This window comes from Glycomyces paridis, assembly GCF_004912155.1.
In the GTDB taxonomy this organism is placed as follows: Bacteria; Actinomycetota; Actinomycetes; order Mycobacteriales; family Micromonosporaceae; genus Glycomyces; species Glycomyces paridis.
On sequence record NZ_STGX01000010.1, the window covers coordinates 60,205 to 75,204 of the forward strand.

Below are 15,000 nucleotides of genomic sequence, written 5' to 3' on the forward strand. Positions count from 1 at the left end.
GGACTCAGTGGACATCTCGTACGCGCCCGCCGAAGGGCTGCTGACCTTCACCTGGGCGCTCATCGCACTGCCCGCGCTCGGGGCCGCGATCCTGCTGCTCGCGGGCCGACGCGCCGACAAGTGGGGGCACTGGCTCGGCACCGGCACCATCGCCGCGGCCTTCGCCCTCGCGCTCGGCCTGTTCGGCTCGCTCGCGGGCCTCGACGACAAGAGCGCCAAGCTCGACCTGTTCACGATCATCTCGGTCGGGGACCTCAAGATCGACGCGAGCCTCCTGTTCGACCCGCTCAGCGCGGTCTTCTGCCTGCTCATCACCGGGGTCGGCTTCCTCATCCACGTCTACGCGATCGGCTACATGTCGCACGACGCCGGACGCCGGAAGTTCTTCGCCTACTTCAACCTGTTCGCCGCCGCGATGCTCGTCCTCGTGCTCGGCGGCAACTACTTCATGACCTTCATCGGCTGGGAGGGCGTGGGCGTCGCCTCCTACCTCCTCATCGCGTTCTGGCAGCTCAAGCCCGCCGCCGCGACCGCAGGCAAGAAGGCCTTCCTCGCCAACCGGGTCGCCGACGTCGGCTTCCTCCTGGCGATGTTCACCATGCTCGGCACGCTCGGCACCGTCGACTTCGCCGGTGTCTTCAACGGCGCCGAGTCGCTCTCGACCGGCACGAGCCTCGCCATCGGCCTGCTGCTCCTCGCGGCGGCCTGCGGCAAGTCCGGCCAGTGGCCGTTCCAGACCTGGCTCCCCGACGCGATGGAGGGCCCGACCCCGGTGTCGGCGCTCATCCACGCCGCCACCATGGTCACCGCGGGCGTCTACCTCATCGCCCGCTCGAACGTCATCTTCAGCCTCAACGCCGACGTCCAGACCGCCGTGGTCGTCGTCGGCGCCCTGACGCTCCTGTTCGGCTCGATCGTCGGCTGCGCCAAGGACGACATCAAACGCGTCCTCGCCTGGTCCACGGTCTCCCAGATCGGCTACATGTTCCTCGCCGTCGGCCTCGGCGGCGGCGCGTTCGCGCTCGGCATCATCCACCTGCTCGCCCACGGCTTCTTCAAGGCCGGGCTGTTCCTCGGCTCCGGCTCGGTCATGCACGCCATGAACGACCAGACCGACATCCGCCGCTTCGGCAGCCTGTGGCGGAAGATGCCCTGGACGTACGCGACCTTCGCCGCCGGATGGCTCGCCATCATCGGCCTGTTCCCGTTCTCGGGCTTCTTCACCAAGGACCCGATCATCGCCGCCGCCTTCGCCCGCGAAGGCTGGCAGGGCTGGGTCGTCGGCGGCGCCGCCCTCCTCGGCGCGGCGCTCACGGCCTTCTACATGACCCGCCTGTTCGTCCTCACCTTCCACGGCCCCAAGCGATGGACCGAGGACGTGCACCCGCACGAGTCCCCGGCGATCATGACCGGCCCGCTGGTCCTGCTCGGCATAGGCTCGCTCGCCGCGGGAGGCCTCATGGCCTCGCCCGTCACCGAGTGGCTCACGCCCGTGTTCGGCGAGCACGAGGAGGCCCACGGCCACCTCACGCACATGCAGGTCACCATCGCCACCACCGCCGTCGTGGTCCTCGGCGCGGTCCTCGCCTGGCTCCTGTTCCGCCGCGGCACCGACGAGGTGCCCCGCGCGGCGGCCTGGCCGGTCCGCGTCGCCCGCGCCGACCTCGGCGGCGAAGCGGTCAACCGCGGCGTCTTCGAACGCCCGAGCCGCCTGGCCGCCAGCGCCTCCGTGGCGATGGACGGCCGCGTGGTCGACGGCCTCGTCAACGGCCTGTCGGCCGCGATCGGCGGGACCTCGCGCCGGCTGCTCGCGCTCCAGACCGGCTTCGTCCGCTCCTACGCCCTGTCCATTCTGTCCGGCGCCGTCATCGTGGTGGCCGCGCTCATGGTGGTGGTCATCCAATGAACGAACTCCCATTGCTGTCGGCGCTCGTCGCCGTGCCCCTGATCGGCGCGGTCGTCGTGGCCTCGATCAGGCGCGAGCAGGCCGCCGCGGCCCGCTGGACCGCGCTCGCCTTCTCCGGCGCGGTCGCGGTCATCACGGCGCTGGTCGCGGTCGGCTTCGACTACGGGCCGGACGCGCCGTGGCTCCAGTTCACCGAGTCCTACACGTGGATCGAGAACTGGGACCTGAGCCTGTCGTGGGGGATCGACGGGATCGCGCTGCTCCTGGTGGCGCTGACCGCCGGGCTCACGCCGATCGCGATGCTCGCCGCCTGGCGCGACCTCGACGCGGTCAAGCGCTCGGTCCCGGCGTTCTTCGCGCTCATCCTCGCGCTCGAAGCGGCGATGCTCGCGACGTTCCTGGCCTCGAACGTGCTGCTGTTCTACTTCTTCTTCGAAGCGATGCTCGTGCCGATGTACTTCCTCATCGGCTCCTACGGCACCGGCCCGCGCCGCCAGTACGCGGCGGTGAAGTTCTTCCTGTACTCGCTGCTCGGCGGCCTGTTCATGCTCGTGGCCGTGATCGCCCTGTGGGTGAACAACGGCGGGGTCTTCGACTGGCAGACGCTGGTCGAGGCCGAGCCGATGGCCGACGGTTCGCTTCAGAACTGGCTGTTCCTCGGGTTCTTCCTCGCGTTCGCGATCAAGGCGCCGTTCTTCCCGTTCCACACGTGGCTGCCGGACGCGGGCGGCGCGGCCCCGGCCGCGGTCGCCGCGCTGCTGGTCGGCGTCATGGACAAGATCGGGACGTTCGCGATCCTGCGCTACTGCATCCCGCTGTTCCCCGACGCGACGAAGACGTTCGCGCCGTGGGTGATCGGAATGAGCGTCATCGGGGTCCTGTACGCCGCGTTCGTCGCGATCGGCCAGACCGACCTCAAGCGGCTCGTGGCCTACACGTCGATCGCGCACTTCGGGTTCATCGGCATCGGGATCTTCGCGTTCACGCAGGCCTCGGCGACCGGCGCGGTCCTCTACATGTTCAACCACGGCCTGGCGACGGGCCTGCTGTTCATCGTGGTCGGCTTCCTGACGTTCCGCCGCGGCTCGGCGCAGATCACCGACTACGGCGGGGCCGCGAAGACGCTGCCGCTGCTGGCGGGGATCTTCCTGTTCGCCGGGCTCGCCTCGCTCTCGCTGCCGGGCACGGCGCCGTTCATCTCGGAGTTCCTGGTCCTGTTCGGCGCGTTCACCGACAACGAGCCGGTCGCCGTCCTGGCGACCCTCGGCATCATCCTCGCCGCCGCGTACGTCCTCTGGATGTACCAGCGCACCATGCAGGGCGACCGCAACCCCGCGCTCGACGAGGTGCCCGCGATGAAGCGCGACCTCACCGTGCGCGAGAAGGCGCTCGTGGCGCCGCTGGTGATCGCCATCCTCGGCTTCGGGTTCTTCCCGCAGCCGCTCATCGACGCCGTCGGGCCGGCCGTCGACAACACGCTCGTGTTCATCACCGGCGAGCCGCAGACTGCGCCTTCTGACAACGTGCCCGCCGCCGAAGGAGTCAGCAATGAATGAGGCCCCAGCGCTCCAGATCGACTGGGGGGGACTGGCCCCCATGATCATCGTGTTCGTCGCGGCCTTCCTCGGTCTCCTGGTGGAGGCCGTGGTGCCGAAGGGCAAGCGCCTCGTGGTGCAGGTGTCGTTGGCCGTGGCCGCGCTCGCCGGGTCCTTCGCGGCCGTGGCGGTGCTGCTGAACGACGACACGAACACCACCGCGTTCTCGATCGAGGGGGTGCGCCTCGGTTCGGTCGTGCTCGACGGTCCGGGCCTGTTCCTCCAGGGCACCATCGCGGTCCTCTCGGTGATCGCGATCCTCCTGCTGGCCGAGCGGCGCACCGTCAAGGGCGGCGACTTCGTCGCCGAGGCGGCCGTGGTGGCCGACTCGGCGGCCGACAAGGCGCAGAGCCGCGAGCCGGGAGCGACGGAGATCTTCCCGCTGACGCTCTTCGCGGTCGGCGGCATGATGATGTTCGTGACCGCAGGCGACCTCCTCACCATGTTCGTGGCCCTGGAGATGCTCTCGCTGCCGCTGTACCTGCTGTGCGGCCTCGCCAAGCGCCGCCGCCTCATCAGCCAGGAGGCCGCGCTCAAGTACTTCCTGCTGGGGGCCTTCGCCTCGGCGTTCTACGTGTACGGCATGGCGATGCTGTACGGCTTCGCCGGGACGGTGGACCTCGCGGGGATCAACCAGGCGGGGATCAGCTCCGACGAGCCGCGGATGCTGCTGTACATCGGCGTCGCCATGATCGCGGTCGCGATGCTGTTCAAGGCCGCGGCGGTGCCGTTCCACATGTGGACGCCCGACGTCTACACGGGCGCGCCGACGCCGGTCACCGCTCTGATGGCGGGCTGCGTCAAGGTCGCCGCGTTCGGCGGGCTGCTGCGCGTGTTCAACGTGGGGCTCTCGTCCTCGGCGTGGGACTGGCACCTCATCCTCACCGTGATCGCCGTGGCGACGATGATCGGCGGCGCCATCTTCGCGGTGACGCAGCGGAACATCAAGCGGCTCTTGGCCTACAGCTCGATCGCGAACGCCGGGTACCTGCTGGTCGGGGTCATCGCCCTCGGTGACGCGGTCGGATCGACCATGTTCTACCTGGCCGCCTACGGCTTCACCGTGATCGCCGCGTTCGCGGTGGTCTCGCTGGTGCGCGACGGCGACGAGGAGGCCACGCACCTGGCCCGCTGGGCCGGTCTCGGCAAGAAGTCGCCGGGTACGGCCGTGGTCTTCACGATCCTCATGCTCGCGCTCGCGGGCCTGCCGTTCACGAGCGGGTTCTCGGCGAAGTTCAGCCTGTTCGCCGCGGCGCTCCAGGCCGACGAGCTGGGCCTGGTGATCGTCGGCGTCGTCTCCTCGGCGATCCTGGCGTTCCCGTACCTGCGGGTCGTGGTCCTGCTGTGGCTCAACGAGCCCGCGCCGGACGCGCCGACGGTGAACCTGCCGAGCCCGATGGCGGGCACGGTGGTCGCCGCGGGCGTCGCCGCGACCCTCATCCTCGGTTTCGCCCCGGGCTTCCTGCTCGACATCGTCGACCAGGCCAGCACCTTCCTAGGTACCTGACGGACGTAAGACGAAGCCAGACGAAGCCCCGGGGAGCACCCTCCCCGGGGCTTCGTCGTGTGTCCGGCCGCCGTCTGGGTCGGGGTCAAAGCGGCGGCGACGAAGGGGTGGTACTCGATTGGGCGAGTCGGACGGCCCGCGGCGAAGCCGGGCTCGAACTTCAAGCGGGCAGCGACGAAGAGGTCTCATATTGACCCGGCCTGACGGCAGCCGACGGGCCCATTTTCCCTGCGCGCCAACGGGAGAGGTGCAAAGTATGGCCCAAATCTCACTGTCAAAAGTGGATCAATCAATTGCACAGGGTTACTATTGAACTACAAAACAAGCGGACCGTTCGAGAACAGGTAGGAGGTGAACCCGATGGCCGCCAAGACACTCACTCCCCAGGACCGAACCGCACGACGCGAAGCCGCCCGGGCCCTCCACGCCTCCCTCGACGACAGCGCGGCTCTGATCAACGGCGTCTACGCCACGGCGCTCCGACTGGTCATGGACGCCTTCGAAGGCAACGTGCACCGTGAAGTCGACGGCTTCTCGGCCCACCGCGACTGGCTGGTCTCGACCTTCGACTTCACCTTCTCCGCAGCGGGCAACATCGCCTCGATCGCCAAGCTCGCATCGAAGTTCGACCGCCTCGCCGAGGCCGCCTTGAACGGCTACGCCCGGATCGACCAGGTCGCCTACGCCGTCAACCAGCTGCACAAGACCCCCGCCGCCGCCCTGTTCGCCCGCACCCCCTTCCGGACTCCGGTTGCCTCCCCCTTCGACGCGGCGGTCTCCTGCGCCACCCCCGAGGCGCTCGTGGTCGAGTTCGCCGCCCACGCCCCCTACCGGGAACTGCGCCGACACCTCACCGAACTCCACGCGGGCCTGGCCGAAGAAGTCGAACTCCTCGACGGTCTCGGCGAGAAGTCCCTGCAATACCTTGAGGTCCAACAGATCGAGGAAGGCGGGATGTGGGCGCTCTCGGGCCTCCTGTCCTCGGACACCGGCCGCCTGCTCGACAAGTACCTGAAGACCGCCTGCCCGCCCCCGCGCGACGACGAGACCGACCAGTACGGCGTCCTCCCTCCCCAGGCGAACCGCAACGCCGAGGCGCTGCACCAGCTCATCGCCGGGTACGGCTCCTCTTCGCAGGCGGCGACCCGCCACGGGCACACCGCCACTCTGGATCTGGTCGTGGACATCGAGACCCTTCAAGGGAAGGACACCGGCCGCCTACCGATCTTGGAGGGCGAGCCGATCTCGGTGGCCCAGGCCCGGCTCCTGGCCTGTGAGGCCCTGGTGATCCCCTCGGTGTTCGACTACGCCCGTGGTGAAGCCGTGGAACTGGGCAGGGCGTTGCGCCTTCCCAACACGGCGCTGCGCCGCAAACTGGAGCTTGAGCAGCAGGGCGGCTGCGCCTGGCACGGGTGCGACCGCCCCGTCTCGTGGTGCGAAGCCCACCACCTGGCGCACTGGGCCGACGGCGGCGACACGAACGCCGAGAACCTGATCCTGCTGTGCCGCTTCCACCACGGCCGCCTCCACACGGAGGGCTGGACGGTCGAGAAGACCGACCCCGGCCAGGCGGTCATTACCCACCACGACCACCCGATCGGTATTGCCGGCCGAGAGTGCGGCTGCTCCGACTGGCGCACCGATGCGGACTTGGACGAGGCCTTCCAGCATGACGAGGCGAACGTCTTCCCCACCGGGCTCTTCGCTTCGGAGTGGTCCGAGGCGATGAAGCCGGGGTTGCAAGTGAAACTCGAGCAGGTCGAGCAGGGCCGGGAGTACTTCGAAGACCCGATCTGGCAGGGTCGGCGCAAGAGGGCGAATGCGACTGAGATTCCGGTGATCGAACTCGGAGCGATGGCACCGCCGCCCCCGATCTACGGGGAGCGGAACTCCGCCGAAGAACTCATACCGTTCTGAACCCGCCCGCCGGGGCTGCGATCCCGGCGGGGGGAAGGCGCACCGCATCAAGGCCTCCAGCCCGAATCCCGCATGGGATCGGGCCCCTCGTCGTGCCCGGCAACGGAATCCGACCTCGATTCCCGCTGAGTCGTCGCTGCCCGCTTGAGCGCCGAACCGCACGAGCCGGTCAGCCGGAGTGCGGGCGGAAGAGAGTGGCGACCCTTTTGTCGCTGCCTGTTTGAACCGCGATTGAAGGTGACCGGTCGGCCGGAGTGCGGGCGGGGGGAGAGCGGCACCTCGTTGTCGCTGACGCAGTGACCGAGGCCCAATCCGGCCCTCAGCTCGCCGGGCGGCCTTGGTCGCCTCTGTTCGGTCGCGCGTCATCGGTCCAGGAGGCGATGCCGCCGCTGTCACCGGTCGGCGGGCTCGGAATCTGGTCGATGCGATCCCTCCCGTCGCGGGCCGCGTCGGACGCCCAAGGCGCCGGCCCGATGCCATCCTGGCCGACGGCGGCTACGACTCGGCAGCCTTGCGTGACTGGCTGAGGTCCAAGCGCAGGGCCGATCATCCCGCAGCGCGGCCGCAACACGATCATCGGACTCGGACGCATCCGCTGGGTGGTTGAGCAGGCCATCGCCCACCTCCACCAGTTCAAACGCCTCCCTGTCCGCCCCGGGGAGCACGCTCCCCGGGGCTTCGCCGCCGACTAACGCGAGGCGACCCGCGGCCGCCAGCTCGCGGGCCAGCGCCCGGCCCGGGCGACCATCGCCATCAGCGCCGGGAGCAGCATCACCCGCACGACCACGGCGTCGAGCAGGACGCCCAGCGCCAGCGCGAAACCGAGCTGCTTCATCTCGATGCGGTCGATGAAGACGAACGCCACGAACACCGACATCATGATCAGCGCCGCGCTCGTGACCACGCTCGCCGAGGACAGGATGCCCTGGCGGATCGCCGCGGTCGGTGCGAGGCCGCGCAGCGAGGCCTCCTTGATCCGGCTCATCACGAACAGCTGGTAGTCCAGTGAGAGGCCGAAGAGGATCGCGAACACCATGAGCGGCGTGCGCGAGCCGATGAACCCGGGCGAGTCGAAGCCGAGGAGGCCCTCGGCCCAGGTGTGCTGGAACACCAGCACCAGCGCGCCCCAGGCCGCCAGGCTCGACAGCAGGTTCAGGCCCATGCTCACGAGCGCGAAGACGAGCGACCGGAACGCGATGAGCATGACGACGAGGGTCGCCAGGAGCACGAACGCGACCACGAGGAACAGCCGTTCGGCCTGGTGCGCCGAGTAGTCCGCGGAGTAGGCGGGCTCGCCGGAGACGGCGTAGCGGGCGCCTTCGATCCGGCCGACGGTGTCCGGGACGAGTTCGCCGCGCAGCAGCTCCAGGGACTCCTCGGCCCGGGGATCGCTGGTGGCGTAGGGGATCGGCAGTTCGAGCCGGACCGCCGTGCCGTCGGGAGCGGTGCTGATCCGCGGCGCGTCGGTCTCGGCGAACAGCGCGTTCCCCCGGGTCCGCTCCTCCAACTCCGCCACGGCTTCTGCGAGCGCGGCGCCGTCCCCGGGCCCGACCTCCGCGACCACCGAGTGCGTGAGCCCCGCTTCGGGGAACTCGGCGACGAGCGCGTCGTAGGTCGCGATCGTGTGGAGCGACTTGGGGAACGACTCCTTGCCCTCGACGCTCGTCGTCATGGCCAGCGCCGGAGTCGCGAAGCCGACGATGACGGCGGTGCCGATGGCGGCCGTCGCGACGGGGTGGCGCAGGGAGGGCCGCAGGACCCTCGACCAGCCGCGGCCCTGGCCCGGCTTCGCGCGGCGCCTGAGGAGCCTGCCGCCGTCGAGGCGCCGGCCGATCTTGACGAGCAGCGCGGGGAGCACGGTCAGCGAGCTGATCATCGCCATGGCGACGACGATGATGCAGGCCGTGGCGATCGAGGAGAAGATGACGTCGTCGACGAGGTACAGCCCCGCCATCGAGACGATCACGGCGATCCCGGAGGTCACGATGGTGCGCCCGGCGGTGGCGGCGGCCGCTTCGACCGAGGCGGCGAGGGGGTCGGCCCCGCCGCCGCGAGCCCGCTCCTCCCGCACGCGCTTGAGGTAGAACAGCGAGTAGTCCACGCCCACGGCCATGCCGATCATCGCGAGGACGCTGGTGACCGCGCCTCCGGCATCGGGGAAGAAGTGCGAGCTCAGCGCGTACGCGCCGAGCGCGGCGACGATCGAGGTGACCGCCAGCGCCAGCGGTACGCCCGCCAGCAGGAGCGACCCGAAGACGACGAACAGGATGAGGAGCGTCAGAGGCAGCGTGAACCGCTCCACCTGGGCGAGCTGGGTGCCGAGCTGGTCGTTGAGCTCGGTCGAGAGCGACTTGGAGCCGGTCTGGTCGATCGCCAGGCCGGGGTGGGACTCCTGCACCGACGCGGTGGCCGCGAGCAGCGGGTCGATGTGGTCGCCGGCCTCGTGGGCGGGCATGGACATGGTCACGGCGACCATGACCGCGTCGCCGCTGTCGGCGGTGACCGGCTCGGCCACCTCCGCGACCTCGTCGAGCGCGCTCATGCGCTCGCGCAGTTCGGCGGCGGCGGCTTCGGCGGCGGCCGGGTCGAGGGCGCCTTCGGGGGAGGTGATGAGGACCTGCTCGACCGCGGGTGCGTCGAGGCCGTGCTCCAGGGCGATGGTCTCGGCCTCGCCGGCCTCGCCGATCCAGTAGTCGGAGAACGCGACCTGCTTCGTGCCGGCCATGGCGCCGGCGCCGAAGCACAGGGCGACGAAGAGCGCCCAGGCGAGGACGGCCTTCCAGGGGTTGGCGGCGCTCCAGGAGGCGATGCGCACGGTGAACGGTCGGCGTCCCGTCCCGGCGCCCGGCGGGGGAGCGGTTCGCGAAGTTGCGGTGGTCATGTACGCCGACGCTAAACGGAACTCGGGCCGGGCACATTGATGCAGGCCGGACTTCGCTTGGTGGGGTGTACCCCCACAAGGCAAGGGCCGCAGTGCATCCGACGCGGGCAAGGAGACGGCGAACGCCGCGGGGAGCCCGGCTCCCCGCGGCGTTCGGGCGTCGATTACCTGGCGGTGACGGCTTCGAGTTCGCCGGTCTCGGAGAGTTCGCGGTCGATCTCCTCGAAGAGCTCTTCGGCGGCGAACCAGGCGCGGGCGCCTCGGGTGCGCAGCAGCAGGAGCGCGGCCGTCGGGAAGGAGCCGCAGACGAGGAGCATTGCGGCGGCGCTCATGAAGAACGGGGCCTCGTCGGGGAAGGTCGCGAAGTAGGCGCGGCCGAGGATCCAGGCGTACATCGCCAGAGGCACGATCGCGAGGGCCCACCAGGCGGCCTTGACGGCGTGCGCGCGGCGCTGGCCGAGGCGGGTGGCGATGAAGGGCATCGAGACGGTGATGGCGACGCTGAGAAGAATGGTGACGATGTTGTCGAGGCCGATCGAGCCGACCACGTCGAGCATGGTCTCGTGGCTGGAGTCGGACCTGGTCGCGTCGAACAGGAACCGCAGGCCGATCGAGTAGACCAGGAGGATGGCCGCGAACTGGAGCCAGATGACGCCTTGCGCGGCGAGGACGGTCTTCGGCTTGGCAGGGGGCCCGGCATGGCTGGGTCGCACTGCGCTCCCTTCTCGGCGGGCGACGGCGCGCCGGAGGTGCGTCCAGGCCGTTCGACGGCCCGGTCTCGACTGGATCGCGGCACGGCGCCAAGGCCGTACCAGGGGGCGCTTCCTGGGGAAAGCGGTCCTTGAACCATAGCGAACCCGTCCCACCCCCGGGCCCCCGGTGCGACCCGGAACACACTTCACGACCGAAGCTCACGCCTCCGAGCCAAGATGCATCTCATGTTAATGTAGTTGCATGATGACGTACACCATCACCGAGGCGCGGCCGAAACTCGGCGACATCGTCCGCCGCGCCGCCGCGCACCAGCAGACCGTGATCACCGACCACGACCGGCCCATCGCCATGGTCGTGAACTTCAGCGACTGGGAGGACATGGAGGACACCATCGCGGCCCTCCGAGGTCAACTCGCCCGCGCCCAGGGCGTGCAGCCGATCGGACACGAGGACGCGAAGCGATTGCTGCGCGAAGCGGCGGCCAGGGCCGCCGAGCAGTGAGGTACACGGTGCAGTGGGAGCCCGCCGTGGTCTCGCAGGTGTCCCGCTTCATGGCAACCCACCACAAGGAGCTTGAGGAGTTGCTGGAGTTCCTCGACGCGCTGGAGCAGGACCCCCGCCCGGCGGGTTCGGTGGCCTGGGGGCCCGACTACCGCCGCGCGCGCGTCGGCGCGTGGCGGGTCCTCTATCGCATCGACGAGGTGCTGAGCGTCATCGGCGTCGAAAACGTCGGGCGAAGCGAGTGACGAGCGCGGATCGCACTCAGGCGTCGCGTTCGAGCATGTAGTCGCAGATGTCGACCAGGGCCTTCTGGGCCGGGCCCTGGGGGAGGGCCTTGGCGAGCGAGCGGGCGCGCTCCTGGTACTGGTGGAGGGTGTCCTTCGCCTGCGTGAGCGCCTTGGAGGCCCGCAAGAGCGCCAGGGCCTCGTCCAGGTCCGACTCGGGGACCGGGCCGGAGACGAGTTCGCGGAGGCGCGTGTCGGCCGGGTCGTCGCCCGCGAGGGCGTAGATCACCGGGAGGGTCGGGACGCCTTCGAGGAGGTCGGTGCCGGGGGTCTTGCCGGAGGTGTCGGACTCGACGTCGATGATGTCGTCGGCGATCTGGAAGGCCACGCCGATGACCTCGCCGAACTCCTCGGCGGTGGCGATCGTCGGCTCGTCGGCCCCCGCGAACCAGGCGCCGAACTTCGCGCACGTGGCGATGAGCGAGCCGGTCTTCTCGGAGAGGATCTCAAGGTGCCACTCGACGGCGTCGGTGCCCTCGGGGATCGGCATCGTCTCGTTGATCTGGCCGCGCACGAGGCGCGCGAAGGTCGCGGCCTGGAGGCGCACGGCCTCGGTGCCGAGCTCGGCCATGATCTCGGCGGCGCGGCTGAAGACGTAGTCGCCGGTGAGGATCGCGATGGAGTTGTCCCAGCGGGCGTTGGCGCTCGGGGCGCCGCGGCGCAGGAGGGCCTCGTCCATGACGTCGTCGTGGTACAGGGTCGCCAGGTGCGTCAGTTCGAGCGCGACGGCGGCGTCGAGGATGCCGGGCCGGTTCGGGTCGCCCAGGTGCGCGCACGCGAGGGTGAGCATGGGGCGGAAGCGTTTCCCGCCGGCGCGGATGAGGTGGGACCCGGACTGGCGCAGCAGCGGCTGGTCGGTGTCGACGGCCTTGAGCAGTCGCTCCTCGACCAGTTCGAGGGAGGCGCGCATCTCGTCGGCGAAGGCCTCGTCGGTAAAGGTCAGCGCGGTCTGCGCACGTCGGGTGGTCACCACAGGCTCACCTTATCGTGTGGCACCGGGCGCGGGCACGGCGCGGGAACGGGGAGTCGGCCGGGCCGCAGCGAGATCCGTCAATGCCGGGCCCTCGCGGCCGAGGCGCTGCCGGCGGCGATGAACAGGGCCGACGCGGACATGGCCGCCACCACCGCGATCCAGCCCGCGCTCCACCCGGCGTGGTGCACGAGGAGGCCGAAGCTGATCGGCCCGATGGCGCCGCCGAGGAAGATCCCGGTCTGCGTGACGGAGGTCGCGAGCGCGGGCGCGTCGGGGTAGCGGCTGGTGACGGCGTGGTTCATCAGGCCCGGCCAGGCCCAGCCGAGCGCGTAGGCGCAGACGGTCCCCAGCGGCAGCAGCCACGGCAGTTCGAACAGGAACGTGGCGAGTCCGGCCGCGCCGCCCAGGAGCATGAGGGAGATGACGAGGAACTCCTTGCCGTTCCCCCGGTCGCCGACCGCGCCGAAGCCGGTGCGGGCGATGACCCCGGCGATGCCGCCGATCGTCAGGTTGAGGCCCGCGAAGCTCTCGGACCCGCCGATGTCCACGGTGTACGTGGTGAGGAACGAGCCGATCGGTGTCGCGGCGGTGGCCCCGAGGAAGGTCGCGACGGCGAACAGCAGCAGCGTCACGTCGAGCGGCCTGGCGGCGGCGACACGTTCGCGCGGGCGCGGGCGTCCGAGTCCGGCGAGCGGCAGGAGCGCGGCGAGGACGATGGCGGCGCCGAACACGAAGGCCCAGCGCCAGCCGAGGGTGAGCGCGACGGCGGGCACCGAGAGGCCGCCGATCATGATGCACAGCGGCACCGAGGCCTGCTTGGCGCCGAACAGGAGTCCCCTGCCGCGCACCGGCGCCCATTCGGTGAGGACCGTGTTGGAGGCGAGCTGTCCGAGGCCGTTGGCGGGGGCGCACAGCGCCAGGAACGCGGTGAGGACGATCGGCTCGCGGGCGAAGGCCGCGATGCCCAGCAGGGCCGTCGCGGAGAGCGCGACGGCGACGCGGGCGGTCACGAGGGCGCCGAAGCGGTCGACGAGGCGTCCGGAGGGGACGGTGGTGAGCGCGGAGATCGCGAAGTACAGACCGGTGACGAGTCCGATCTGGCTGACGCTCATGCCGAGTTCGTCGGCGACCTGGACGGCGAGCCCGCCGAAGAGGAAGAGCGGGAGCACGGCGGCGACCTGGACGCTCATGGCGGCGGTGATGGTGGTGGCGGTCCTGGGGCCGGCGGGGGCGGTGGTGGAGGCGGGCACGTTGGCAACCGTACTCCAAGCGCTCGGCTCGACCCGATTTCCGCTCATGTGCCCCGAAGCGCGCGGTCGGATCGCGCCCGCCGGGACCGACCGGATCGCCCTGAGGCGATGCCGGATCGCCGCTGCCCAGACCGACCGGATCGCCCGGAATGTGTACCTAATACGAGTGAACGGTCTTGACTCGCACACGCAGCGTGTGCAACTGTTGGCCCTGGCGTCACCGGCCGGGCCCGTTGGGAATCCGCTGCCGCATCGCCTTCCCTCGCATGGGGAGACGAAACGCGGCGGCCCTGGTGGGAGGGAGCCGCCGCGTTTCGGTTATTCGAATGTTCCGCGGTGGCGACGAGGAAGTTTGGTGGGGACTCGACATCGCCGCCGCGGGTTGTCCGCGACCGGCGTGAGCCGGACCGCGAACGGTGCTGACACTTCGATACTGCCTTGTATGCGACGGTGACGCAACCGGCTGTTGTTTATATAGTTAGATCACGGCCGACCTGGCCGGCGCCGCACCCGGCGCCGACCCGTCAGGTCACGGTGTGCAATTGGAGCGGCGGCATGGTGGAGCAGCGGCGACCAGGCGACGAATCGCGTGGAGGCGACCCGAAGGAGTTCGGCGCGCGATCCCGCGCGGACGGACCGCGACTGGGAAGGCCCCGCGGCGAGCGGCGCAAGCCCAAGCCGCCCAAGCCGATCGGTTCCCTCCCGGCCGAGCGCGTCGAACCGACCAAGATGATCCAGAGCGTCCAGCGGGCGCTGCGCATCATGGAGCTCGTGGGCCGCCACGCCGACGGCGTCTCGGCCCCCCGCATCGCCTTCGAGTGCGGCCTCAACCGCGCCACCGCCTACAACCTGCTGCGCACCCTCGTCTACGAGCGGTACCTGCGCCGCGACGAATCCGGCCGCTACTCGCTCGGCCTCGAAGTCTCCGACCGCTACTCCGAACTCACCCGCGCGATGGCCGGCCCGAGCACCTGCGGTGAGTACATGCGCCGCATGTCCGGCGAGACCGGCTACTCGACCTTCGTGGCCCGCTTCGTGGAGGGCCGCCCGGCCGTCACCGACGTCATCGAGGGCAACCGCAGCCCGCACGTGGAGGACCTCATCGTCGGCTTCGACGACGGCGCCCACGCCACCGCGCTCGGCAAGGCGCTCCTGGCGACCCTCCAGCCCATGGACCGCGCCCGCTTCCTCCGCTCGGCGGGGATGCGCAGGTTCACCGGGCACACCCTCACCGAGCCCGACGCGTTCGAGTACGACCTCGCCGTCTACGGCGAGTCCGGCGTGTACGCCGAGATCGGCCAGTTCAAGGACGGCGTCGCCTGCGCGGGCGTCGTCATCCGCGAGGGCGACGCCCCCGACGAGCGCATCGTCTTCGCCGTCGCGATGCCCTTGGACGACATCAGGTCCACCTGGCCCATCCTCACCGAACGCCTCCGAGCGGCGGCGGCCGAACTCCAACCGCTCCTCTGACG

General features: G+C 70.2%; 11 protein-coding genes. 7 read left to right on the forward strand and 4 right to left on the reverse strand.

The window, feature by feature from the left end; translation table 11 throughout:
- The first annotated feature begins 7 nt into the window (after positions 1-7).
- The 4 genes from nuoL to E9998_RS14305 all read left to right on the forward strand — a co-directional run bounded on the left by nuoL (position 8) and on the right by E9998_RS14305 (position 6,925).
- Entirely contained in the window at positions 8-1,906 is a 1,899-nt protein-coding gene (gene nuoL / locus E9998_RS14290; RefSeq protein ID WP_240037622.1) for an NADH-quinone oxidoreductase subunit L, read from the forward strand.
- Positions 1,903-3,462, forward strand: a complete 1,560-nt coding sequence (locus tag E9998_RS14295) for an NADH-quinone oxidoreductase subunit M (RefSeq protein ID WP_136530384.1) — start codon at positions 1,903-1,905, stop codon at positions 3,460-3,462. Before nuoL ends, E9998_RS14295 begins: the two co-directional genes overlap by 4 nt.
- Positions 3,455-5,008, forward strand: a complete 1,554-nt coding sequence (gene nuoN, locus E9998_RS14300; RefSeq protein ID WP_136530385.1) for an NADH-quinone oxidoreductase subunit NuoN — start codon at positions 3,455-3,457, stop codon at positions 5,006-5,008. Before E9998_RS14295 ends, nuoN begins: the two co-directional genes overlap by 8 nt.
- Before the next feature lie 360 nt (positions 5,009-5,368).
- Positions 5,369-6,925 (forward strand): HNH endonuclease signature motif containing protein, encoded by a 1,557-nt coding sequence (locus E9998_RS14305; RefSeq protein ID WP_136530386.1) that lies wholly within the window; start codon positions 5,369-5,371, stop codon positions 6,923-6,925.
- A gap of 688 nt (positions 6,926-7,613) precedes the next feature.
- On the opposite strand, the gene E9998_RS14310 is transcribed toward E9998_RS14305, so the two are convergent.
- A complete protein-coding gene (locus tag E9998_RS14310) occupies positions 7,614-9,806 on the reverse strand; it encodes an MMPL family transporter (RefSeq protein ID WP_204745441.1) in 2,193 nt (730 codons plus the stop codon).
- A 164-nt stretch (positions 9,807-9,970) separates the two neighbouring features.
- Positions 9,971-10,519, reverse strand: coding sequence for a hypothetical protein (locus E9998_RS14315; RefSeq protein WP_136530387.1), 549 nt, complete (start codon positions 10,517-10,519; stop codon positions 9,971-9,973).
- Between the two features lie 241 nt (positions 10,520-10,760).
- Here E9998_RS14315 and E9998_RS14320 point away from each other — a divergent pair, with 241 nt between their 5' ends.
- Both E9998_RS14320 and E9998_RS25375 read left to right on the forward strand, forming a co-directional pair.
- Entirely contained in the window at positions 10,761-11,021 is a 261-nt protein-coding gene (locus tag E9998_RS14320; protein ID WP_136530388.1) for a type II toxin-antitoxin system Phd/YefM family antitoxin, read from the forward strand.
- 26 nt (positions 11,022-11,047) lie between these two features.
- Positions 11,048-11,266 (forward strand): type II toxin-antitoxin system RelE family toxin, encoded by a 219-nt coding sequence (locus E9998_RS25375; RefSeq protein WP_158299806.1) that lies wholly within the window; start codon positions 11,048-11,050, stop codon positions 11,264-11,266.
- A gap of 16 nt (positions 11,267-11,282) precedes the next feature.
- Here E9998_RS25375 and E9998_RS14330 read toward each other — a convergent pair whose 3' ends face one another.
- Together E9998_RS14330 and E9998_RS14335 are read right to left on the reverse strand one after the other, a co-directional pair.
- The gene (locus tag E9998_RS14330) at positions 11,283-12,215 is read right to left on the reverse strand and encodes a polyprenyl synthetase family protein (protein ID WP_136530520.1); all 933 of its coding nucleotides are present in this window, start codon (positions 12,213-12,215) and stop codon (positions 11,283-11,285) included.
- Positions 12,216-12,355: 140 nt separating this feature from the next.
- Positions 12,356-13,528, reverse strand: a complete 1,173-nt coding sequence (locus tag E9998_RS14335) for an MFS transporter (RefSeq protein ID WP_158299807.1) — start codon at positions 13,526-13,528, stop codon at positions 12,356-12,358.
- Between the two features lie 555 nt (positions 13,529-14,083).
- Between E9998_RS14335 and E9998_RS14340 the strand changes: the two genes are divergently transcribed.
- Positions 14,084-14,998 (forward strand): IclR family transcriptional regulator, encoded by a 915-nt coding sequence (locus E9998_RS14340; RefSeq protein WP_240037624.1) that lies wholly within the window; start codon positions 14,084-14,086, stop codon positions 14,996-14,998.
- Positions 14,999-15,000 lie beyond the last annotated feature (2 nt).